This window comes from Streptomyces sp. NPDC059906, from assembly GCF_042730645.1.
GTDB lineage: Bacteria > Actinomycetota > Actinomycetes > Streptomycetales > Streptomycetaceae > Streptomyces > Streptomyces rubrogriseus.
Genome location: NZ_JBHWKU010000030.1, coordinates 29,498 through 50,890 on the forward strand (window position 1 = coordinate 29,498; position 21,393 = coordinate 50,890).

General features: G+C 73.0%; 18 protein-coding genes. 7 read left to right on the forward strand and 11 right to left on the reverse strand.

Translation table 11 applies throughout. The features are described from left to right. Positions 1-23 precede the first annotated feature (23 nt). The gene (locus ACFV9J_RS32410) at positions 24-1,346 is read right to left on the reverse strand and encodes an aminotransferase class III-fold pyridoxal phosphate-dependent enzyme (protein WP_385360196.1); all 1,323 of its coding nucleotides are present in this window, start codon (positions 1,344-1,346) and stop codon (positions 24-26) included. A 532-nt stretch (positions 1,347-1,878) separates the two neighbouring features. Here ACFV9J_RS32410 and ACFV9J_RS32415 point away from each other — a divergent pair. Together ACFV9J_RS32415 and ACFV9J_RS32420 are read left to right on the forward strand one after the other, a co-directional pair. After that, positions 1,879-3,111, forward strand: coding sequence for a trypsin-like serine peptidase (locus ACFV9J_RS32415; protein ID WP_385360198.1), 1,233 nt, complete (start codon positions 1,879-1,881; stop codon positions 3,109-3,111). A gap of 97 nt (positions 3,112-3,208) precedes the next feature. Continuing rightward, positions 3,209-4,426, forward strand: coding sequence for a trypsin-like serine peptidase (locus tag ACFV9J_RS32420; protein ID WP_385360201.1), 1,218 nt, complete (start codon positions 3,209-3,211; stop codon positions 4,424-4,426). 95 nt (positions 4,427-4,521) lie between these two features. Here the strand turns inward: ACFV9J_RS32420 and hflX are convergent, their stop codons facing one another. The 6 genes from hflX to miaA form a co-directional block, all read right to left on the reverse strand. Further along, entirely contained in the window at positions 4,522-6,015 is a 1,494-nt protein-coding gene (hflX, locus tag ACFV9J_RS32425) for a GTPase HflX (protein ID WP_385360204.1), read from the reverse strand. A 146-nt stretch (positions 6,016-6,161) separates the two neighbouring features. After that, positions 6,162-7,700, reverse strand: a complete 1,539-nt coding sequence (locus tag ACFV9J_RS32430) for a M1 family metallopeptidase (RefSeq protein ID WP_385360206.1) — start codon at positions 7,698-7,700, stop codon at positions 6,162-6,164. A gap of 473 nt (positions 7,701-8,173) precedes the next feature. After that, on the reverse strand, positions 8,174-10,348 hold the full coding sequence (locus tag ACFV9J_RS32435; RefSeq protein WP_385360209.1) for a RelA/SpoT family protein: 2,175 nt from the start codon (positions 10,346-10,348) through the stop codon (positions 8,174-8,176). Between the two features lie 246 nt (positions 10,349-10,594). Continuing rightward, positions 10,595-11,464 carry a diaminopimelate epimerase gene (gene dapF, locus ACFV9J_RS32440; protein WP_385360211.1) on the reverse strand — a complete coding sequence of 290 codons (870 nt, stop codon included), beginning with the start codon at positions 11,462-11,464 and terminating at the stop codon, positions 10,595-10,597. Between the two features lie 70 nt (positions 11,465-11,534). Next, the gene (locus tag ACFV9J_RS32445; RefSeq protein ID WP_385360303.1) at positions 11,535-12,032 is read right to left on the reverse strand and encodes a hypothetical protein; all 498 of its coding nucleotides are present in this window, start codon (positions 12,030-12,032) and stop codon (positions 11,535-11,537) included. A 107-nt stretch (positions 12,033-12,139) separates the two neighbouring features. Then, positions 12,140-13,078, reverse strand: coding sequence for a tRNA (adenosine(37)-N6)-dimethylallyltransferase MiaA (miaA, locus tag ACFV9J_RS32450; RefSeq protein ID WP_385360213.1), 939 nt, complete (start codon positions 13,076-13,078; stop codon positions 12,140-12,142). A gap of 182 nt (positions 13,079-13,260) precedes the next feature. On the opposite strand from miaA, the gene ACFV9J_RS32455 reads away from it, so the two are divergent. Further along, positions 13,261-13,554: a hypothetical protein gene (locus ACFV9J_RS32455; RefSeq protein ID WP_385360215.1), complete on the forward strand. Its 294-nt coding sequence runs from the start codon at positions 13,261-13,263 to the stop codon at positions 13,552-13,554. A 24-nt stretch (positions 13,555-13,578) separates the two neighbouring features. Continuing rightward, a complete protein-coding gene (locus ACFV9J_RS32460) occupies positions 13,579-13,893 on the forward strand; it encodes an antitoxin (protein WP_385360217.1) in 315 nt (104 codons plus the stop codon). A 190-nt stretch (positions 13,894-14,083) separates the two neighbouring features. On the opposite strand, the gene ACFV9J_RS32465 is transcribed toward ACFV9J_RS32460, so the two are convergent. After that, positions 14,084-14,800 (reverse strand): class III extradiol dioxygenase subunit B-like domain-containing protein, encoded by a 717-nt coding sequence (locus ACFV9J_RS32465; protein WP_385360219.1) that lies wholly within the window; start codon positions 14,798-14,800, stop codon positions 14,084-14,086. A 49-nt stretch (positions 14,801-14,849) separates the two neighbouring features. After that, the gene (miaB, locus tag ACFV9J_RS32470) at positions 14,850-16,367 is read right to left on the reverse strand and encodes a tRNA (N6-isopentenyl adenosine(37)-C2)-methylthiotransferase MiaB (RefSeq protein WP_385360221.1); all 1,518 of its coding nucleotides are present in this window, start codon (positions 16,365-16,367) and stop codon (positions 14,850-14,852) included. 172 nt (positions 16,368-16,539) lie between these two features. Between miaB and ACFV9J_RS32475 the strand changes: the two genes are divergently transcribed. Then, positions 16,540-17,733, forward strand: a complete 1,194-nt coding sequence (locus ACFV9J_RS32475) for a cellulose-binding domain-containing protein (protein ID WP_385360223.1) — start codon at positions 16,540-16,542, stop codon at positions 17,731-17,733. Positions 17,734-17,763: 30 nt separating this feature from the next. Here the strand turns inward: ACFV9J_RS32475 and ACFV9J_RS32480 are convergent, their stop codons facing one another. Both ACFV9J_RS32480 and ACFV9J_RS32485 read right to left on the reverse strand, forming a co-directional pair. Beyond that, the gene (locus ACFV9J_RS32480; RefSeq protein ID WP_011030451.1) at positions 17,764-18,423 is read right to left on the reverse strand and encodes a response regulator transcription factor; all 660 of its coding nucleotides are present in this window, start codon (positions 18,421-18,423) and stop codon (positions 17,764-17,766) included. Then, positions 18,423-19,499 (reverse strand): HAMP domain-containing sensor histidine kinase, encoded by a 1,077-nt coding sequence (locus ACFV9J_RS32485; protein ID WP_385360225.1) that lies wholly within the window; start codon positions 19,497-19,499, stop codon positions 18,423-18,425. Before ACFV9J_RS32485 ends, ACFV9J_RS32480 begins: the two co-directional genes overlap by 1 nt. A gap of 114 nt (positions 19,500-19,613) precedes the next feature. Between ACFV9J_RS32485 and ACFV9J_RS32490 the strand changes: the two genes are divergently transcribed. Next, the gene (locus ACFV9J_RS32490; protein ID WP_361007084.1) at positions 19,614-20,099 is read left to right on the forward strand and encodes a TrkA C-terminal domain-containing protein; all 486 of its coding nucleotides are present in this window, start codon (positions 19,614-19,616) and stop codon (positions 20,097-20,099) included. Between the two features lie 4 nt (positions 20,100-20,103). After that, positions 20,104-21,345, forward strand: coding sequence for a cation:proton antiporter (locus tag ACFV9J_RS32495; protein ID WP_385360227.1), 1,242 nt, complete (start codon positions 20,104-20,106; stop codon positions 21,343-21,345). The last annotated feature ends 48 nt before the right edge of the window (positions 21,346-21,393 follow it).

Genomic DNA, 21,393 nt, shown 5'->3' on the forward strand with positions numbered 1-21,393 from the left:
TGCCGTGTCCGGGGCGTGGGGTCTCATCTCGGGCCGCGCTTCCCGCGTAACGGGACGGAGCCGCCGGGGCGGTCGCGGTCCACCGCCCGTACGGCGTCGGCGAGTCGGTCGAGGACGGCGGACGTCTGCTCCTCGGTCACGATGAGCGGCGGCAACAGCCGTACGACGTTCGCGCGCGGGCCCGTGACGTCCACGATCAGCCCGCGGCGCAGGCATTCCCGGCGGACGGCGGTGGCGAGATCGGCGGCGGTACCGGGGCGGACGGCGGTCCCGGGGCGGGCGCCATGGGCGGTGCCGTCGGGCGCGGTGTCCGGTGCCACCAGTTCGACACCGGCCATCAGGCCCCGCCCGCGCACGTCGCCGACGCACGTGAACTCCGCGGCCAGGGCGCGCAGTCCGGTCAGCATCCGGTCGCCCAGCGTGGCGGCGTGTTCGGCGAGCCGGTGCTCGCGGACGTGGGCGAGGGTGGCGGCTCCTGCGGCCAGGGCCAGTTGATTGCCCCGGAAGGCGCCGGCCGCACGGTCGGGTGCGCCCAGGTCCTCGCGGTGGACCACCACGGCCAGTGGGAGGCTGCCGCCGATCGCCCTGGCGAGGACCAGCACGTCGGGCGTGACTCCGCTGTGCTCGAAGGCCCAGTAGGCGCCGGTCCGGCCGACGCCCGTCCCGGTCTCGTCGACGATGAGCGGGACGGCACGCTCGGCCGCGCGGGCCCGCAGGCGCCGCACCAGGCCGTCCGGCACCGGACGCACTCCGGCCTCGCTCCGGACCGGTTCCAGGAGGAGTCCGGCAGGCCGCTCCCGTCCCGGCCCGCCGTTGCCGTTGCCGTTGCCGTCGCCGTCGCCGTCGCCGAGAACCGTCTCGTCGGCGTCGGCGTCGGCGTCCGTGACGGTGACGGTGACCACCCTGGTCCTTCCGGTGGCGGCGCGGGCCAGCGCGACGGCGGTGTCGACCGGGTCCGTGCCGGCCGGGCCGCAGAACCGCACGCGCGCGCGGTCGGCGAGTCCCGGCGGCAGGGTGCGCAGCAACTCCGTGACGAACGCGTCCTCGACCGGTGTGGTGAGGTCCATGACGTGCAAGGGCGCGCCCGAGTCGAGGACCGCGCGGATCGCGTCGAGGACGACGGGGTGGTTGTGGCCGAGGGCCAGGGTGCCCGCGCCGGAGACACAGTCCAGGTAACGGCGGCCGTCGGCACCCTCGATGGTGAGTCCCCGGGCGCGGACGGGTACGACCGGGAGGGCGCGCGCGTAGGTACGCGCGGCCGGTTCCCGCGCCGCGCGGCGCTTCGGAGCGCCCCTTCGCCCGCCGTCCCCCGACCCGGGCCCGGGCCCCGGCCCTGGTCCTGCCATGCCGCTCCCCTGCCCCGCGCCCTCGTGCATGCCGCGCCCCTGCCCAGCGCCCACGCGCGTGGCGTGCGCCCGCGTGGGCGCCCCGACCGCTGGCTCCCTCGCCACGACCGGCCAGGCGTTCCCACCGGCGCCCGCGCACCCTCCGTACGGGGATCCCGCCACGGCTCGTCGACCTCCCGCTGCCCGGACCCGACCCGGCGTGCCGGGCGCTCCCGGCATGGGGGACCGCGTCCGGACAGCAGGCCCCCCACCGCTACCAACCGAGGACCGTTCAGGGGGTTACGGCCTGCCTGAAGATCGTTGCCACGGCGGGGGTTCGCACGGGGCTTTCACGGTCCGCCCCGGCTCCGCGACTCGGCGGTCCGGCCCGGCGGGCGACGCGTGCCAGGTCAGGCGGCTGTATCCGAACCGTTGCCGTTCCGTCGGAACTCCCCCACAGCCACCGCATAGTGTGTGGTGCCGTTCCCGGTCACCGTCGTTCGGCGGTTCGACCGCGGCACCACGTTCGTTCACAGCAGGGGGAGTCAACACCATGCGATCCATACGGCCGTCGTTCAGCACGCGCGGAAACAGGCGCGGACGGCGCGGAACCTCCTCCGCGGCCGCCGCCGTGGCGCTCGTCTCGGCGCTCGCGCTCACCGCCACGGCGTGCGAGGACGGCGACCCCGAGGCGGGCGGCGGCGACGCCTCGGCCTCCGCGTCCGCCGCGGACGACGGCAACGGCGGCATCCGGATCCCGGACGACATCAAGGACAAGCTCAAGGAACACGGGATCGACGTCGACGACTGGAAGAACGGCGCCTGGAAGAACTGGAACAAGGACGACTGGCTGCGCGAGGCGCAGGACTTCGTCAACCCGATCATCGAGGGCCTGTGGGACCCGGACCGGATGCGGGACGCCGAGGAGCCGGACCAGGAGGTCGACGAGAACGACATCTCCGGCGACCAGGGCGTCACCGACCCGGAGCCCGCGCCCGTCGAGGCGGAGGCCGTACCGGCCAAGTACCACGACAACGCCGCCACGGCCGGCAAGCTCCTCTTCGACTCCCCCAAGGGTTCGATGGTGTGCTCGGCGACGGTCGTGAAGGACCCGGCCCACCCCGGCAAGTCCAACATGGTGTGGACGGCCGGTCACTGCGTGCACGCCGGCAAGAGCGGCGGCTGGTACCGCAACATCGCCTTCGTCCCGTCGTACAACGACGCGGACAAGTCGGTGGAGGAGCTGCAGAACGCCACCAAGGAGGAGCTCGCTCCCTACGGTGTCTGGTGGGGCGACTGGGCGCAGACCTCGGACCAGTGGATCGAGCAGGGTGGTGCGACCGGTGGTGACGGCGCCTCGTACGACTTCGCCGTGATCCATGTGACGCCGGAGAAGGGCAGCGGTGGCAAGTCGCTGGAGGAGACGGTCGGCGCCGCGCTGCCGGTCGACTTCGACGCGCCCGCCGTGCCGGAGATCGAGAGCATGAAGGCGATCGGCTACCCGGCCGCGCCGCCGTACGACGGCCAGAAGCTGTACCAGTGCCAGGACAAGCCCGGACGGCTGTCGCTCAACGCCTCCGACCCGACGATGTACCGCATCGGCTGCACCATGACCGGCGGCTCGTCCGGCGGCGGCTGGGTCGCCGCCGGTTCCGACGGCAAGCCCGCGCTGGTCTCCAACACCTCCATCGGCCCGGTGACGGCCGGCTGGCTGGCCGGTCCGCGCCTGGGCGACGAGGCCAAGGGCGTGTTCGACGCGGTGAGCGGCAAGTTCGCCGACCAGTGAGGACGGTGGGGTGCGTCGGGCCCGAGGCCGGCACCCCGCCGCGCGTCCCATGACAGAGATTCACGCGTTCACACGTTTCAACGGGGGTTGTCGCACCATGCGTTCCACATCTTTGTCCGCCGGGCCACGGCGCGGGCGGCGCACCGCACTCGCCGCCGCCGGTCTGGTCGCCGCGCTCACGCTCACGGCGACCGCCTGCGGCGGAACGGAGCAGGACGAGGCCGACGCCAAGCCCGGCGGCGGCACCTCCGGGGCCGCCGACGCGGGCGGCACCGGTGGCGGCGAGGGCGGGCCGGCGGCCGGCCTCGCGAACCGGCTCAAGGAGCACGGCATCGACGTCGACCGGTGGAAGGACGGCGGCTGGAAGGACTGGGACCGGGACAAGTGGCTCAGTGAGGCCAAGGACTTCGTCAACCCGGTGATCGAGGGCCTGTGGGAGCCGGACCGGATGAAGTCCGCGAAGGAGGCCGACAAGACCGTCACCACCAAGGACGCCGCCGCCGACCAGGGCGCCACCGACCCGGAGCCGGCGCCCGTCGAGGCCGTGGCCGAGGAGAAGCCGTACCACGAGAACGCCGCTCCGGTGGGGAAGGTCTTCTTCGACTCCCCCGAGGGCTCGATGGTCTGCTCCGGCACGGTGGTCAAGGACGTGAACCACCCCGGGAAGTCCAACCTGGTGTGGACGGCGGGCCACTGCGTGCACGCGGGCGGCAGCGGCGGCTGGTACCGCAACATCGCCTTCGTCCCGTCGTACAACGACTACGGCAAGTCCGAGGCGGAGCTGGCGAACGCGACGACCACCGAGATGGCGCCGTACGGCACCTGGTGGGCGGACTGGGCGTCGACGTCGGACCAGTGGATCAAGGGTGGTTCGGAGAGCGGCGGTGACGGGGCCGCGTACGACTACTCGGTGCTGCACGTGAAGCCCGAGCAGGGCGGCAAGTCGCTGGAGGAGACCGTCGGCGCCGCGCTGGAGGTGGACTTCTCCGCCCCGTCGGCGACCGAGGTGTCCAGCATGGGTGCCTGGGGCTACCCGGCGGCCGCGCCGTACAACGGCCTGGAGATGTTCAAGTGCGTCGACCGCCCCGGCCGGCTGTCGCTGAGCCCGTCGCTGCCGACGATGTACCGCATCGGCTGCACCATGACCGGCGGTTCGTCCGGCGGCGGCTGGTTCCGGGTGGTGGACGGCGAGACCAAGCTGGTCTCGAACACCTCGATCGGCCCGCTGGAGAACACCTGGCTGGCGGGACCGCAGCTCGGGCCGTCGGCCGAGGCGATGTACCAGAACATGAGCAAGACGTACGGCGGTCAGTGACCCGTACGGGATCCGTGCGTGACCGAGGGCCCGCCCCCTGCCGAGGCAGGGGGCGGGCCCTCGGTCGGCCGGCCTGCTGTCCGGCCGGGCGGGTCTCAGGCGAGCGGCGCCGGAACGTACGGCGCGAACTCCGCCGCCAGCTCCTCGTGCACCCGCACCTTGAGCAGGGTGCCCTCCGGGGTGTGCTCCTCGGAGATCACCTCGCCCTCGTCGTGGGCGCGGGCCACCAGCTTGCCGTGGGTGTACGGCACGAGCGCCTCGATCTCGACCGAGGGACGCGGCAGCTCGTTGTCGATCAGGGCGAGCAGTTGGTCGATGTTCTGGCCGGTGCGCGCCGAGACGGCGATGGCCCGCTTCTCGACCCGCAGCAGCCGCTGGAGCACCAGCGGGTCGGCCATGTCGGCCTTGTTGATCACGACGATCTCGGGTACGCCGGTGGCGCCGACGTCCCTGATCACCTCGCGCACGGCGGCCAGCTGCTCCTCCGGGACGGGGTGCGAACCGTCGACCACGTGGAGGATCAGGTCGGAGTCGCCGACCTCCTCCATCGTGGAGCGGAACGCCTCGACCAGGTGGTGCGGCAGGTGCCGGACGAAGCCGACGGTGTCGGCCAGGGTGTACAGCCGCCCACTGGGGGTCTCGGCCCGGCGCACGGTCGGGTCGAGGGTCGCGAACAGGGCGTTCTCGACCAGTACGCCCGCGCCTGTGAGGCGGTTGAGCAGCGAGGACTTGCCGGCGTTGGTGTAGCCCGCGATGGCGACGGAGGGCACCTTGTGGCGCTTGCGCTCCTGGCGCTTGATCTCGCGGCCGGTCTTCATCTCCGCGATCTCCCGGCGCATCTTCGCCATCTTCTCGCGGATCCGGCGCCGGTCCGTCTCGATCTTGGTCTCACCGGGACCACGGGTGGCGAGGCCGCCGCCCTTGCCGCCGCCCATCTGCCGGGACAGCGACTGACCCCAGCCGCGCAGCCGCGGCAGCATGTACTGCATCTGCGCGAGCGCGACCTGCGCCTTGCCCTCTCGGGACTTGGCGTGCTGGGCGAAGATGTCCAGGATCAGGGCCGTGCGGTCGATGACCTTGACCTTGACGACGTCCTCGAGGTGGATCAGCTGCCCCGGGCTCAGCTCACCGTCGCAGATGACGGTGTCCGCGCCCGTGTCGAGCACGACGTCCCGCAGCTCCTCGGCCTTGCCGGAGCCGATGTAGGTGGCGGCGTCGGGCTTGTCCCGGCGCTGGACGACGCCGTCGAGCACGAGCGCACCCGCCGTCTCCGCGAGGGCGGCCAGCTCGGCCAGTGAGTTCTCCGCGTCCTGCACGGTGCCCGAGGTCCATACGCCGACGAGGACGACCCGCTCCAGACGGAGCTGGCGGTACTCGACCTCGGTGACGTCCTCGAGCTCGGTGGAGAGGCCGGCCACGCGGCGCAGTGCCGCGCGGTCGGAGCGGTCGAACTGCTCGCCGTCCCACTGCGAGTCGCTTCCGCGGTTCCAGGCGACGTCCTCTTCCATCAGGGCATCGGCCCGGAGGCCCTCGGGATAGGTCTGCGCGAGACGCTTGGTGTCCTGGGAGGGGGAAGAAGAGGAGGTCATTGGATCCTTACGTAGCTGGGAAGGGGTCGGCGCGGCGCACGGGCCGCGACATCGTGTACAACGTGCGAACCACCGGGGAGATTCCCGGAGCCCGTACCGCGCCGTCCCGAAGATGGTCGCACGGCACGGGCCGTCTCGTCACCGGCTTATTCCCCGTGTGCGTTCCGGGACGCCTTGGCGGGCTGCTTCCCGGCGGCCTTCTCGACGGGGTTCTGCTTCCAGTCCGGGTGGCCGGGCATCGGCGGGGTCTTCGCGCCGTACAGCCAGGCCTGGAAGAAGCCGCCCAGGTCCCGGCCGGAGGTCTCGGAGGCGAGCCGGACGAAGTCGGCGGTCGTCGCCGTGCCGTCCTGGTTGCGGGCGACCCACGCGCGCTCGACGCGTTCGAAGGCGGGACGGCCGATCTCCTGGCGCAGGGCGTAGAGGACGAGCGCGGCGCCGTCGTAGACGTTGGCGCGGAAGATCCCGGTCTTGCTGCCGTTCTTCGGCGGCTTGGGGGCGGCGGGGGGTCCGCCGGCCGTGCGCCAGCGGTCGGAGGCCCCGTAGGCGGCCTTCATACGGGCCGCCACCGGCTTGTCCGCGGTCTCCTCCGCGTACAGCGCCTCGTACCAGGTGGCGTGGCCCTCGTTGAGCCACAGGTCGGACCAGGTGGCCGGGCTGACGCTGTTGCCGAACCACGAGTGGGCCAGCTCGTGCACCATGATCGACTCGACGTACCACTTCGGGTAGGCCGGCTCGGTGAACAGCTCCCGCTCGAAGAGGGTGAGCGTCTGGGTCTCGAGTTCGAAGCCGGTGGTGGCGTCGGCCATGAGCAGGCCGTACGTCTCGAAGGGGTAGCGCCCGACCTTCTGCTCCATCCACGTGATCTGGCCGGGGGTCTTCTCCAGCCACGGTTCGAGGGCCGCGCGGTGCTCGGTCGGCACCACGTCCCGGATGGGCAGTCCGTGCGGCCCGGCGCGGTGCAGCACCGTGGAGCGGCCGATGGACACCTGGGCCAGCTCGGTGGCCATGGGGTGCGGGCTCCGGTAGGTCCAGGTGGTCGATCCGCCGGTGCGGTCCACGCGGGTCGGCAGGCCGTTCGCGACGGCCGTGAGCCCGTCGGGGGCGGTGATGTGGAAGGTGAACCGCGCCTTGTCGGAGGGATGGTCGTTGCAGGGGAACACCAGGTGGGCGACGTCCGCCTGGTTGGCCATGGCGAGGCCGTCGGCGGTGCGCACCCAGCCGCCCTGGCGGTCCTCGGGATACACCGGGTCGCTGCTGTGCCGCACGGTGATCCGCGTCCAGTCGCCCTCGTCGAGCGCGTCCTCGGGCGTCACGACGAGGTCCTCGCCGGCGGTGGCGAAGCCGGCGGGTTCGCCGTCGACCTCGACGGAGTCGACCTTCCCGTGGGCGAAGTCGAGGTTGATCCGGTCCAGGTCGGCGGTCGTCCGGGCCTCGATGGTGGTGACGGCCTTCAGCGGCTCGCTGTTGCTGCCGGAGTAGGTGAAGGAGAGGTCGTACGCCGCCACGTCGTACCCGGGGTTGCCCAGCTGCGGGAAGAGACGGTCGCCGACGCCGAGCGGGGTCGGCGGGGCGCTCGCGGCGACCAGGCAGACGGAGACGGCGGAGGCGAGCAGCGCCACGGCCCTGAGCCGCCGCCGGGGGCGTGCGCGGAGTCGCGGGGTCGGGGGGTGAGGGGTGTGCAGCATCCCCCACGGCTATCAGCGCCCGCGTGTCCGACGGCGACGGCGCGCGCCCGGGGCACCCGAACGGGTACGGCGCGGCACGCCGGACCGGACGGGCGCGGTACACGGTGCCGGACCGAACAGGTGCGTACACGGTGCCGGACCGGACAGGTGCGGTACACCGTGCCGGACCGGACAGGTGCGGTACACCGTGCCGAACCCGACAGATGCGGTACACCGTGCCGAACCCGACAGGTGCGGTACACCGTGCCGAACCCGACAGATGCGGCGCCGTGCGTCGGATCACGCGCTGGTCTGCTGCGGTGAGCCCGGCTGGTTCGGCGCGGCATGCCGGATCGGACAGGTGCGGTACCTCGGACCGGACACGCGGGTTCGGCACCGCCCCCGCGCAACCGCACGGAATCGGCACCGCCTACCGGATGCGGCAAGCGCGGTACACCGTGCCGGACCGGACAGGTACGGCGCCGGGTGCCGGATCACGCGCCGGTCGGCTGCGGCTGGGCGCGGCTGACGTCGTAGACGCCGGCCACGTCGCGCATGGCGCGCATGAGCGCGGGCAGCCGGGCGGCGTCCGGGAGTACGACGGTGTAGCTGTGCCGGACCCGCTGGCGGTCCGGGGGTTCGACGGTGGCGGAGACGATTTCGGCGCCTTCGAGGGCCATGGCCTCGGTGAGGTCGGCCAGGAGGTGCGGGCGGCCGAACGATTCGGCGAGCAGGGTCACCCGGCAGCCGGTGCTCTCCCCCCAGCGCACACCGACCTCCGCGCGCCCGGTGCTCTTCATGCGCGCCACCACCGCGCACTGGGCGCGGTGCACGGTCACCACGCCTCCGCGCACGGCGAAACCGGTGATCTCGTCCGGCGGTACGGGGGTGCAGCAGCCGGCCAGTCGTACGGTCGCGCCCGGTGGGTCGACGAGGACGTCGGCGGCGGGGCGGGCGGCTGCGGCGTCCGGGGCCGGTCGCGGGGCGTCCGGGTGGGCGTGGGGCTCGGGCAGGTCGGGTCCGCGGGGCGGGTCCTGCGCCTCGGGCGCCGCTTCCGGGTGGGCGGCGAGCCGTCGCTGGATGGCGATCCGCGCGGCGGGGGTGTGGGCGTGCTCCAGCCACTCCCTGGAGGGCTCGGAGGCGGGGTCCTGACCCATCAGGAGCTGTACGGTGTCGCCGTCCCGCAGCACCGTGCTCATGGGCGCCAGCCGGCCGTTGACCCGGGCGCCGATGGTCGCGTGGGCGTCCTCGCCGTACTGGGCGTAGGCGGCGTCGACGCAGGTCGCGCCGTCGGGGAGGCCGAGGGTGCCGCCGTCGGGGCGGAAGACGGTGATCTCGCGGTCCTGGGCGAGGTCCTCGCGGAGGGTGGACCAGAACGTGTCGGGGTCGGGGGCGCCGCGCTGCCAGTCGAGCAGCCGGGAGAGCCAGCCGGGCCGGGTGGGGTCGGCGCGCTCGCCGTCGCCCGCGCTCTGCTCCTCCGCCGAAGGCGCGTACGGGTTGCCGAGCGCGACCACACCGGCCTCGGCGACCTTGTGCATCTGGTGGGTGCGGATGAGGACTTCGACGACCTGACCGTCCTCCGCGCGGGCTACCGCCGTGTGCAGCGACTGGTAGAGGTTGAACTTGGGGACGGCGATGAAGTCCTTGAACTCCGAGACGACCGGCGTCATACAGGTGTGCAGCTCGCCGAGGACCGCGTAGCAGTCGGCGTCCTCCTGGACGAGCACCAGGAGGCGGCCGAAGTCCGCGCCGCGGAGCGTGCCGCGCTTGCGGGAGACACGGTGCACCGAGACGAAGTGGCGCGGGCGGATGAGGACTTCGGCCTGGATGTCGGCCTCGCGCAGCACGCCCCGCACCTCGTCGGCGACCGCGGCGAGCGGGTCGTCCGCGCGGGCGGCGTTCTCCTGGACCAGCTCCCGCGTGTGCGCGTACTCCTCGGGGTGCATGACCGCGAAGACGAGGTCCTCCAGCTCGGACTTGAGCGCCTGGACGCCGAGCCGTTCGGCGAGCGGGATGAGGACGTCGCGGGTGACCTTGGCGATGCGTTCCTGCTTCTCGCGGCGCATGACGCCGAGGGTGCGCATGTTGTGCAGCCGGTCGGCGAGTTTGATCGACATCACGCGGACGTCGTTGCCGGTGGCGAGGAGCATCTTGCGGAAGGTCTCCGGCTCGGCGGCGGTGCCGTAGTCGACCTTCTCCAGTTTGGTGACGCCGTCCACGAGGTAGCGGACCTCGGCGCCGAACTGCTCGCCGACCTGGTCGAGCGTCACCTCGGTGTCCTCGACGGTGTCGTGGAGGAGCGAGGCGGTCAGGGTGGTGGTCTCCGCGCCCAGTTCGGCGAGGATCAGGGTGACGGCGAGCGGGTGGGTGATGTACGGCTCGCCGCTCTTGCGCATCTGCCCGCGGTGCGAGGACTCGGCCAGGACGTAGGCGCGGCGCAGCGGGTCGAGGTCGGCGTCGGGGTGGTGGGCGCGGTGGGCCTCGACGACGTGGCCGATGGCGTCGGGCAGGCCCCGGCTGCGGGTGGCGGAGCCGAGCAGGGCGGCCCGGCCGAGGCGGCGCAGGTCGATCCGGGGGCGGGCCTTCCTGCGGGGTGCCGGCGTGACGGCACCGGTGGCCGCGGGCGGCACGGGCCCCGGGCTCGCTGGATTCACGGCCTCCGCGTTCATGGGCACCTCCGGCTGCGCGGACCGGCGGACGGGGAATCCCAGGGCGGACACGGCTCAGGGGATGCTGTCGGTCCCCCGTCCGGGCCGGTGCTTGATGCTATCGAGCCCATCACGTGCGGCCGACCGCCTCTCGCCGAGCGTGAAACGGATCACCCATTCGAGCGATGGTCCGAGGGTTTACGTTTTCGCACTGAGTGTCATGGACCGAGCTGTGGTTCACCGCGGTCCGGGTCACCGGGTCGTGGTTCAGGCGAGTACCCCTTCCAGCCAGGCGGAGTCGAACTCGCCCTCCGCGACGATCACGGCCGGCCCCGTCATCTCGATCTCGCCGTCCGGGCGCTCGGTGATCACCAGGGTGCCGCCGGGCACGTCGACGGTGTAGGTGGCCGGGGTTCCGGTGGCCGCGGGGTCGAGGCCGTCCCGGCGGGCGGTGGCGACGGCGACGGCGCACGCGCCGGTACCGCAGGAGCGGGTCTCGCCGGAGCCGCGCTCGTGCACGCGCATCGCGACGTGGCGGGGGCCCCGGTCGACCACGAACTCGACGTTGACCCCGTCCGGATAGGCGCCGGCGGGCGCGTGGGCGGGCGGGGCGTACAGGTCGCCCGCGTGGTCGAGGTCGGCGACGAAGGCGACCGCGTGCGGGTTGCCCATGTTCACGTTCCGCGCGGGCCAGTCGCGCTCGCCCACGCTCACCTCGACGTCGCCCTCGGGCAGCAGCGCGCGGCCCATGCCGACGGTGACGTCGCCGTTCTTGGCGATGTGCACGGTCTTCACGCCCCCGCGCGTGGCGACGGCGAGGTCTCCCCCGGTGACGTGCCCGGCGTGCTGGAGGTAGCGCGCGAAGACCCGCACGCCGTTGCCGCACATCTCCGCGACCGAGCCGTCGCCGTTGCGGTAGTCCATGAACCACTCCGCCTCGGCGGCCATGCCCCGGGCCTCGGGGTGCGCCGCGGACCGCACCACGTGCAGCAGCCCGTCCCCGCCGAGGCCCGCACGGCGGTCGCACAGGGCGGCGACGGCGGCGGGAGGCAGGTCGAAGGCGTTCTCCGGGTCGGGAACGATCACGAAGTCGTTCTCGGTGCCGTGACCCTTGAGGAAGGCGATCCGCGTGCTCATTCCTCGATCGTACGGGGTGGGTGCACCGCGACGACGAGGGGCGGAGCCGGGCCCGGGCGGGAGGGCCCCGTCAGCTCCGAAGGCGGGCGACCCGCCACACGGCCAGGACGACGACCGCGGCGACCGCCAGGGCGTACACGAGGATCGTCCGCCAGTCGGCTCGGCGCCCCGAGCCGCGCTGGGGCAGGCCCGGCCAGGTGTAGCCGACCCGGCGGGCGGCCATCATGCCCCAGCCGGCCGCGCAGGAGCAGATCAGCAGTCCCAGCATCGCGATCACGGCGCCGCTGTCGCCGAAGTCGAAGGCGAGCGGGAAGGCGAACATCAGGGAGCCGAGCGCGGCCAGGCACACGATGGGCGCGAGCTGCCAGATCCGCAGCCGGCGCTGGGGCCGCAACTCGACCTCGACCTCGTCCCCGTACATCTCGTCGGGCGCGGGACCGTCGGCGACGCCGTCCGGCGTCTCGTCGGGACCGTCGGGGCTCAGGGCGCCGCCGTCCGGCTCCGGTCCGCCGCGGTCGGCGGTGCCGTGTTCGGTGCTCGGTGCGGTGTCGCGAGGGCCGGCCTCCATCGCCACGCGCCCTCCCAACTAGGACTCACTCGGTCGATCGAAGCTCGATGATGGCACGCCGCCGAAGGCCCGGATGACGGCCGGGGCGTCCCGATGCCATCACGTGATCAGGCTGTAACCGGTCGTTCGACCAACGACAGGGCGAGCCGCGGAAGTTCCGTGCGATCCGCCACACCCCCACTCAACCAGTGCACCCGCGGGTCGCGCCTGAACCACGAATCCTGACGGCGCGCGAAGCGCTTGGTGGCACGGACGGTCTCGGCGCGCGCCTCGTCGAGCGTGCACTCGCCGGCGAGTGCCGCGAGGACCTGCTGGTAGCCGAGCGCGCGGGACGCCGTACGCCCCTCGCGCAGCCCCTGCGCCTCCAGTGCGCGCACCTCTTCGACCAGACCGGCCTCCCACATCCGGTCGACGCGCAGGGCGATGCGCTCGTGCAGCTCGGGCCGGGCCACGTCGACGCCGATCTGCACGGTGTCGTAGACGGAGTCGTGACCCGGGAGGTTGGCGGTGAAGGGCCGGCCGGTGATCTCGATCACCTCTAGGGCGCGCACGATGCGACGCCCGTTGCTGGGCAGGATGGCCCGTGCCGCCTCCGGGTCGGCGAGGGCCAGCCGGGCGTGCAGCGCACCCGGGCCGCGCAGTTCGAGCTCCTCCTCGAGGCGGGCCCTGATCTCGGGATCGGTACCGGGGAACTCCAGGTTGTCGACGGCCCCGCGGACGTAGAGACCGGAACCGCCGACGAGGATCGGCCAGCGTCCTTCGGCGAGCAGCGCGTCGATCCGCTCGCGCGCGAGGCGCTGGTACTCGGCGACGGAGGCCGTGACCGTCACGTCCCAGATGTCCAGCAGGTGGTGCGGGACGCCACCGCGTTCCTCGGGCGTCAGTTTGGCGGTGCCGATGTCCATCCCTCGGTAGAGCTGCATGGAGTCGGCGTTGACGACCTCGCCGCCGAGCCGCTCGGCCAGGAAGACGCCCAGATCGGACTTTCCGGCCGCGGTGGGTCCGACTACGGCGATGACGCGGGGGGCGGGGGGTGCGCTGCTCACCGCCCCAGTCTCGCAAACCTCTCACCTCGCCCTCGAACGAGTTACGTGACGGTCCGCGTCCGGGGTCGTTGCCCGTTGCGAGGTTCCCGCTCCCCGGGCCACCGGCTCAGGGCCCCGGCCACGCAAACGGACGCACCGGATGCCGCGGGATTTCGCCCGCACGAGTAACGTATGGAGTTGATATGGGCGTTTTTGCACGGCTTTTTCGGAGGTCGAAGAACACCGAGGCGGCGGCGGCCGCGGAGACGCGGACCGACGTCCCGGACACCGGGAGCGCGGCGGAGGCGGAGGCGAAGGCGGCGGAGGCTGCCGGGGTGGCCGAGACCGCCGACGCCGGTCCGCGGAACACGGCGGAGGCCGGCGAAGCCGACGGTACCTCCGCCGAGGCCGGCGACCCGGAGAGCGTCGGCATCCCCAAGCAGCAGTCCGCCGGGGAGGCCGTCGACAACGAGGCCGACAACGGCGCCCGCACCTGACTGCCCCGTGAGGGAAGGCGAACCATGGGTCTCCTGGACAACTTGAAGGCCAGACTCGAACCGGCGAAGGGCAAGGTCTCCGACCTCGCGCAGCAGCACGGCGACAAGATCGATCGCGGTCTCGACAAGATGGCGCGGACCGTCGACGAGAGGACCAAGGGCAAGTACAGCGACCGGATCCAGACCGGCACGGGCAAGGCCAAGGGCGCCATGGACCGCCTCGCCCACAAGGACGACAAGGACGACAGGGGCGGGGAAGAAGGCGGCGGCGCACCCGGCGGCGCACCCGGCGGCACGCCCGGCGGCACCCCTCCGGCCGGCCCGCCACCGGCTTCCTGACCCGGTACGCCGCCGGACGGTCACGGAGCCCGGCCCCCGGGCGGGCTCCGGACCGTCCGCGGGCGCGTCAACGGCTACGGCTACGGCTACGGCTACGACTACGACTACGACTACGACTACGACTACGACTACGACATGGTGGCCGCGCGGCCGCTGCGACCAGGTGACACCCCGCCGCTGCGCCCGTGCATTACGACCAGGTCGCCACGAGGTACCCGACCCCGTAGGGCGCGTCCTCGTACAGCAGCGACCCGTCCAGGTCCGAGTCCCCGGCGGCACCCGCGAGGACCTGCCAGGGTGCCCGGCCCGACGCCTTGAGTTCGCGGGCCAGACCGGGGTCCAGGGCGGCGAGCGCGGCCGGGTCCGCCGTTTCCATCGCGCGGCCGACCTCCGCGTCGAAGGGCGCCGCCCGCTCGTCGAGGTAGCCGGGCGCCTTCAGCGTGCGGCACGCGCTGGCGTCGCCCAGCACCAGCAGCGCCGTCCGTCCCGCCGCCCGCGCGGCGATGTCCCGGCCGACGGCGGCACAGTGCTCGGCGGACAGCCCGTCCCCCACCCCGATGGCGTCGACGGGGGCGTCGGCCCAGCCGGTCCGCCCGAGCAGCCAGGCGCCGACGGCGAGACCGTGGGGCAGCTCGGTCACCTCGGCACCGCCGCTGTCGGCGCCCAGGTACACCTCCACGTCCACGCCGAAGCCGCGGAAGGAGCCCCGCGCACCGCGCGGATAGACCTCGGGCCCGGCGGAGTCCGCGGGACCGACCACCACGAGCCGGTCGGGCCGGGACGCGGCGAGCACGCCCAGCGCGTCCGTACACGCGGCGCGTGCGGCGTCCAGCTCGGGTGCGGCACCCGCGGCGACCTCCGGCACGAGGAGCGGCGGGCAGGGGCAGACGGCGGCGGCGACAAGCATGATCGGCAGCGTATCCCCGTACCGCCGCCCCCGGCGGCACCCTCTGCGGTCAGTCGCAGCCGCAGCCGCTCGCCACGGCCGGCTGGGGCTCGGGAACGCCGACCTTCGGCAGTCCCAGCAGCACACCCGCGGGCTTGGCCTGCTCGGCGGTGTTGCGCTTCTCCCAGGCGTCGCCCGCGCGCGTGCGGCGCACGTCGAGCACCGCGCCCTCGGCGAGGAGGTGGTGCGGGGCGGCGTAGGTGATCTCCACGGTCACCACGTCGCCGGGGCGGACCTCCTGGTCGGGCTTGGTGAAGTGCACCAGGCGGTTGTCGGGGGCCCGGCCGGAGAGACGGTGGGTGGCGCCGTCCTTGCGACCCTCACCCTCGGCGACCATCAGCTCCAGGGTGCGGCCGACCTGCTTCTTGTTCTCGTCCCAGGAGATCTCCTCCTGGAGGGCGACGAGGCGCTCGTAGCGCTCCTGGACGACCGCCTTGGGGATCTGGTTCTCCATCTCGGCGGCCGGGGTGCCGGGGCGCTTGGAGTACTGGAAGGTGAAGGCCTGGGCGAAGCGGGCCTCCCGCACCACGTGCAGCGTCTGCTCGAAGTCCTCCTCGGTCTCGCCGGGGAAGCCCACGATGATGTCGGTGGTGATCGCCGCGTGCGGGATGGCGTCGCGGACCTTCTCGATGATCCCCAGGTAGCGCTCCTGGCGGTAGGAGCGGCGCATCGCCTTGAGGACCGGGTCGGAGCCGGACTGGAGCGGCATGTGCAGCTGCGGCATCGCGTTCGGCGTCTCGGCCATGGCGGCGATGACGTCGTCGGTGAAGTCGCGGGGGTGCGGGGAGGTGAAGCGGACACGCTCCAGGCCGTCGATGTTCCCGCAGGCGCGCAGCAGCTTGCTGAACGCCTCGCGGTCACCGATGTCGGAGCCGTAGGCGTTGACGTTCTGCCCGAGCAGGGTGATCTCGCTGACGCCCTCGGCGACCAGGGCCTCGACCTCGGCGAGGATGTCGCCGGGGCGGCGGTCCTTCTCCTTGCCGCGCAGGGCGGGGACGATGCAGAAGGTGCAGGTGTTGTTGCAGCCGACGGAGATGGAGACCCAGGCCGCGTACGCGCTCTCGCGCCGGGTGGGCAGCGTGGACGGGAACGCCTCCAGGGACTCGGCGATCTCGACCTGCGCCTCCTCCTGCACGCGGGCGCGTTCGAGCAGCACCGGGAGCTTGCCGATGTTGTGGGTGCCGAAGACGACGTCCACCCAGGGGGCCCGCTTCACGATGGTGTCGCGGTCCTTCTGCGCCAGGCAGCCGCCGACCGCGATCTGCATGCCGGGGCGGCTCGCCTTCTTCGGGGCGAGGTGGCCGAGGTTGCCGTACAGCTTGTTGTCGGCGTTCTCCCGTACGGCGCAGGTGTTGAAGACGACGACGTCGGCGTCGCCGTCGGCGCCCTCGGGGGCGCGGACGTAACCCGCGCCCTCCAGCAGACCGGACAATCGCTCGGAGTCGTGGACGTTCATCTGGCACCCGTAGGTGCGTACTTCGTAGGTGCGCGTGCCGCCCACTGACTGGCTCCGGTCGATGCTGCTCATGGCACTAAGGGTAGGCGGTCACGATCGGGGCGGACGCCCGCACGCATCTTGACAGTACACCGCCAATCTCGGTGTGATGCATGGGAGCGCTCCCATGCATCACACCGTGCATGCCCCGTACAGGCCCCATGCATGCGCTGACGCATCCCTTCTCCCGCACTGGAGGCACCCTGTGCGCACCCGAGTCCTTCGATTACCGCGCCGGCCCTGGACCGCGGCCGTGGCCGCCGTGGCGCTGGTGGTGTCGGTCCTGGTGGCGATGCCCGCGAGCGGCGCGGCGGCGGCCGCCTGCCGGGTCGACTACAGCGTCGACGCGTGGGCGGGCGGCTACACGGCCCGGGTGAGGATCACCAACCTCGGACCCGCGGTGAGCGACTGGCGTCTGACCTGGACCTACACCGGCGATCAGCAGGTGACGTCGGCGTGGAACGCGACCGTCGCGCAGACCGGCGCGTCCGTCGTCGCCGACGACGCCGGCTGGAACGGCGCCGTGTCCACGGGCGGCACCGCCGAGTTCGGACTGCAGGGGACCTGGCGGTCCACCGGCCCCGAGCCGGACGACTTCGCGCTCAACGGCACCTCCTGCGGCGACGACGGCGGCACCCCGCCCGCCACCCCGACGACGTCCCCCACCACACCGCCGACCACGCCTCCCACGACCACTCCACCGCCGTCCGCGGAGTGCGGTGACGCGGTGATCTGCTCGGGCTTCGAGGACCAGGCCGGCCCCGCGCCCTCCGGCGACTGGCGGTTCACCGCGCCCGACTGCCAGGGCACGGGCACGGCGGCCGTGGACTCGGCGGTGTCGCACGGGGGCGGCAGGTCGCTCCGGGTGGACGGCCGGGCCGGGTACTGCAACCACGCCTTCGTCGCCCACACCGCGGACCTGTCGTCGGTCGGCCCCGTGATGTACGTGCGCATGTGGGTCCGGCACACCACCGCGCTGCCGACCTCGCACGTCACCTTCGTGTCGATGCCGGACTCGGCGCAGGGGGGCCGGGCGCTGCGCGTGGGCGGCCAGAACGGCGCGCTGCAGTGGAACCGGGAGAGCGACGACGCCACCCTGCCCGCGCAGAGCCCGGCCGGGGTGGCGCTGAGCAGGCCGCTGCCGACGGACGGCTGGCAGTGCCTGCGGTTCGCGATCGACACCTCGGCCGCCGGCCTCGACACCTGGCTCGGCGACGAGCAGGTTCCGGGCCTGCACGCCGACGGGGTGCCGACGCAGGACGTCGACCAGCAGTGGCTCACCCGCGGCACCGCACCCAGGCCGACCGCCCTGCGACTGGGCTGGGAGAGCTACGCGACGGGTGACGACACCGTCTGGTTCGACGACGTGGCCGTGGGCTCCGCGCCGATCGGCTGCTGACCGGCGCGGCGGTACGCGGTCCGCGCCGGCTCAGGGCTCGATGAGGCCCGCGCGGATCGCGTACCTGGTGAGTTCCAGGCGGTCCCGTACGCCCAGTTTCTGCAGAAGGTTCGCGCGGTGGCGTTCGACGGTCTTGGCGCTGATGAAGAGCAGCTCGCCGATCTCCTTGGAGGTGTGCCCCTCGGCGACCAGCTTGAGGATCTCCTCCTCGCGCTCGGTGATGGGCCGCTCGGGCAGGCCGCCACCGCCCTGCACGCGGTCCAGGTAGGAGCGGACGAGGGCCCGCTCGGCGCCGGGGTAGATGAACGGTTCGTCGCGCACGGCGGCCCGGCACGCCTCGACCAGGTCGCGGTCGGCGACGGACTTGAGGACGTATCCGCAGGCGCCCGCCTTGAGGGCCTCGAAGAAGTACTGCTCGTTGTCGTACATGGTCAGGATGAGGATGCGCAGCTCGGGCAGGCGCCGGGAGAGTTCGCGGGCCGCCTGGAGGCCGGTCATGCGGGGCATGGCGACGTCCAGGACGGCCAGGTCGATCTCGGTGGCCCGCGCGGCCGCTACCGCTTCGGCACCGTCACCGGCCTCGGCGACCACCGTCAGATCGGGTTCGCCGTCCAGGATGAGGCGGACTCCGCGGCGTACGAGGGTGTGGTCGTCGGCGAGCAGGACGCGGATCGGGGGCCGTGCGGACATCAGGGGCTGTCTCCGGTTCGGTCTGCGGAACGGTCCCCGGGCGGCGCGGGGACGCGCAGGCGTACGTCGGTGCCCCCTCCGGGGGCGGGTTCGAAGTGGATCTCGGCTCCTATCAGCAGGGCCCGCTCCCGCATCCCGCGGATGCCGGCGCCCTCGGCGGCCGTGCCGAGACCGGCGCCGTCGTCCCGGACGAGCAGTTCGACACCGGCGTCGTCGGGCAGCGGACGCAGCGTGAGCGCCGCGCGGGCGGCGTCGGCGTGGCGGGCGGTGTTGGTCAGTCCCTCCTGGGCGACCCGGTAGAGCACGAGTTCGGCCTCCGGGGCGAGCGGGGGGAGGTCGCCGGGGATGTGGTGCTGGACGGTCAGTCCGTGGTGCGTGAACTCGGCGGCGAGCGAGCGCAGGGCGCTGGCCAGGCCGAGTTCCTCCAGGACGCCCGGACGCAGCCGGCGGGCGATGCGGCGGATCTCGTCGAGCCCGGCCCGGGTGGCCTCCTGCGCCAGGGTCACCTCGTCGCGCAGTTCCCCGGGGACCCGGTCCGCGACGCGCTTGAGCTGGAGGAGGACGGCGGTCAGGGTCTGGCCCACCTCGTCGTGGAGTTCGCGGGCGATGCGGTGGCGTTCGCGCTCCTGGGCCTGCAGGGCCCGACCGGCACCGGCGGCGCGTTCGGCCTGGAGCCGGTCCAGCATCGTGTTGTACGTCGCGATGAGCTGCGCCGCCTCGGCCGGTCCGGAGACCTCGGGACGGGTCCCGGGCACCAGCAGGTCGGCGGTGGACATGGCCCGGCCCAGCCGGTGCAGCGGGGTGAGCCCGATGCGCAGCACGACCGCGTTGCCGGCCAGCAGGGCCGCGAGGCCGGCCAGCAGGACGAGGGCCTCCCCGGCCAGCACGGGCGTCGACACGGTGACCGGCCCAAGGAGCAGTGCGGTGGCGACGACCAGGCCGGCGGCGTTGAGCGAGAAGATCCGCCAGAACAGCGACACGTTCCTCTTTCCGCTCCTCCCGGCCTGCTCGCACGACACCCCCGCAGCGAGCTTCGCCGACCGCGACCGGCTGCGTATATCCGTCACGACACCCATATCGCCACCGTACGTGCGGATGGCAGCATGGCGAGGTCGCGGGCACGGCACCCACGTGCGGAAAGCGCAGCCGGGGACGCGGCAGGCAACGCAGGACGAGTGAGGGGAAAGCACGTGTCAGCACCACGCCTGAGGGCGACGCCGCTCCCGGGTATCGGGGTCCAGTACGACCTGGTGACCCGCGAGCACCGCCACCTGTCGGTGGTGGCCCACCGCGACGGTGCCCGCACGGTGAACGTGTACCGGTCCGACGACCCCGACTCCTGTGCCCACTCGCTGCGGCTGACGGGGCCCGAGGCGGGCGCGCTGATCGACGCGCTGAAGCCGTCCCACCACAGCGCGAGCCTGCTCTACACCACGGATCTCGGGCTGGTCGCCGAGCGGGTCGAGGTGGCGGCCACGTCCCGGTGGAACGGACGGCTGCTGGGCGACACCCGGATGCGGACCGACACGGGTGCCTCGATCGTGGCGGTGCTGCGGCGAGCCGAGGCGATTCCCTCGCCGGCGCCGGACTTCCGGCTCGTGGGTGGTGACACCTTGATCGTCATCGGCACCCGTGAGGGCGTCGACGCCGCCGCGGCGATACTCGGGCAGGAGTGAGCGCGTGCACTCCGCGGTACTCCTGATCGAGTTCGGTTCCATCATCCTGGGGCTCGGGCTGCTCGGCCGGTTCGCCGGCCGTTACCGGCTGTCGCCCATCCCGCTGTACCTGCTGGCCGGTCTCGCCTTCGGCGAGGGCGGCCTGCTGCCGCTCGGCGCGAGCGAGGAGTTCGTCGCGACCGGCGCCGAGATCGGTGTCATCCTCCTGCTGCTGATGCTGGGCCTGGAGTACACGGCCAGCGACCTGGTCACCAACCTCAAGTCCCACTATCCGGCCGGTCTCGTCGACTGCGCGCTCAACGCCGTGCCGGGCGCGGTGGCCGCGCTGCTGATGGGCTGGGGTCCGGTGGCCGCCGTGGTCCTGGCCGGCGTGACGTGGATCTCGTCGTCCGGTGTGATCGCGAAGGTCCTCGGCGACCTGGGCCGGGTCGGCAACCGCGAGACGCCGGTGATCCTGAGCGTGCTGGTCCTGGAGGACCTGGCGATGGCGGTGTACCTGCCGATCGTCACGGCCCTGGTCGCCGGCGCCGGTCTGATGACCGGGAGCATCACGCTGGCGGTCGCGCTGGCCGCGGCGGGCCTGGTGCTCTTCGTGGCGGTGCGCTACGGCCGGCTCATCTCCCGCTTCGTCTCCAGCGACGACCCGGAGAAGCTGCTCCTCGTGGTGCTGGGTCTGACGATCCTCGTCGCCGGTGTCGCGCAGCAGCTCCAGGTGTCGGCCGCGGTGGGCGCCTTCCTGGTGGGCATCGCGCTGTCCGGGGAGGTCGCGGAGGGCGCGCACACGCTGCTGAGCCCGCTGCGGGACCTGTTCGCGGCCGTCTTCTTCGTCTTCTTCGGGCTGCACACGGACCCGGCCAGCATTCCGCCGGTCCTGCTGCCCGCGCTGGCGCTGGCGCTGCTGACCGCCGTGACGAAGATCGCCACGGGGTACTGGGCGGCACGGCGCGCCGGGATCTCCGTCAAGGGCCGATGGCGGGCGGGCGGTGCGCTGGTGGCGCGCGGTGAGTTCTCCATCGTGATCGCGGGCCTCGCGGTCTCCGCCGGCATCGAGCCGTCCCTGGGCCCGCTGGCCACGGCGTACGTCCTGATCCTGGTCGTCCTCGGCCCCCTCACCGCGCGCTTCACCGAGCCGCTGGCGATGCGGCTCTTCCGGCGCCGCGACAACAACCCCGACCGCCCGAGCGGCCTCGCGGAGGGGGCGCCCCGGGCCGCGGCGACGGAGGCGGAGGCCTCGGTGGGCGACTGACCGGCACCGGGCTCAACCCCCTGACACGACTCCGGCACCCGGGTGCCG

Bases quoted from the DNA above. Each gene is read 5' to 3' on its own strand.
- ACFV9J_RS32410 (WP_385360196.1), bottom strand. From the start codon at position 1,346: ATGGCAGGACCAGGGCCGGGGCCCGGGCCCGGGTCGGGGGACGGCGGG.
- ACFV9J_RS32465 (WP_385360219.1), bottom strand. From the start codon at position 14,800: ATGCTTGTCGCCGCCGCCGTCTGCCCCTGCCCGCCGCTCCTCGTGCCG.
- ACFV9J_RS32435 (WP_385360209.1), bottom strand. From the start codon at position 10,348: ATGAACGCGGAGGCCGTGAATCCAGCGAGCCCGGGGCCCGTGCCGCCC.
- miaB (WP_385360221.1), bottom strand. From the start codon at position 16,367: ATGAGCAGCATCGACCGGAGCCAGTCAGTGGGCGGCACGCGCACCTAC.
- ACFV9J_RS32430 (WP_385360206.1), bottom strand. From the start codon at position 7,700: ATGCTGCACACCCCTCACCCCCCGACCCCGCGACTCCGCGCACGCCCC.
- ACFV9J_RS32460 (WP_385360217.1), top strand. From the start codon at position 13,579: ATGGGTCTCCTGGACAACTTGAAGGCCAGACTCGAACCGGCGAAGGGC.
- ACFV9J_RS32455 (WP_385360215.1), top strand. From the start codon at position 13,261: ATGGGCGTTTTTGCACGGCTTTTTCGGAGGTCGAAGAACACCGAGGCG.
- ACFV9J_RS32480 (WP_011030451.1), bottom strand. From the start codon at position 18,423: ATGTCCGCACGGCCCCCGATCCGCGTCCTGCTCGCCGACGACCACACC.
- hflX (WP_385360204.1), bottom strand. From the start codon at position 6,015: ATGACCTCCTCTTCTTCCCCCTCCCAGGACACCAAGCGTCTCGCGCAG.
- ACFV9J_RS32415 (WP_385360198.1), top strand. From the start codon at position 1,879: ATGCGATCCATACGGCCGTCGTTCAGCACGCGCGGAAACAGGCGCGGA.
- ACFV9J_RS32485 (WP_385360225.1), bottom strand. From the start codon at position 19,499: ATGGGTGTCGTGACGGATATACGCAGCCGGTCGCGGTCGGCGAAGCTC.
- ACFV9J_RS32445 (WP_385360303.1), bottom strand. From the start codon at position 12,032: ATGGAGGCCGGCCCTCGCGACACCGCACCGAGCACCGAACACGGCACC.
- ACFV9J_RS32420 (WP_385360201.1), top strand. From the start codon at position 3,209: ATGCGTTCCACATCTTTGTCCGCCGGGCCACGGCGCGGGCGGCGCACC.
- dapF (WP_385360211.1), bottom strand. From the start codon at position 11,464: ATGAGCACGCGGATCGCCTTCCTCAAGGGTCACGGCACCGAGAACGAC.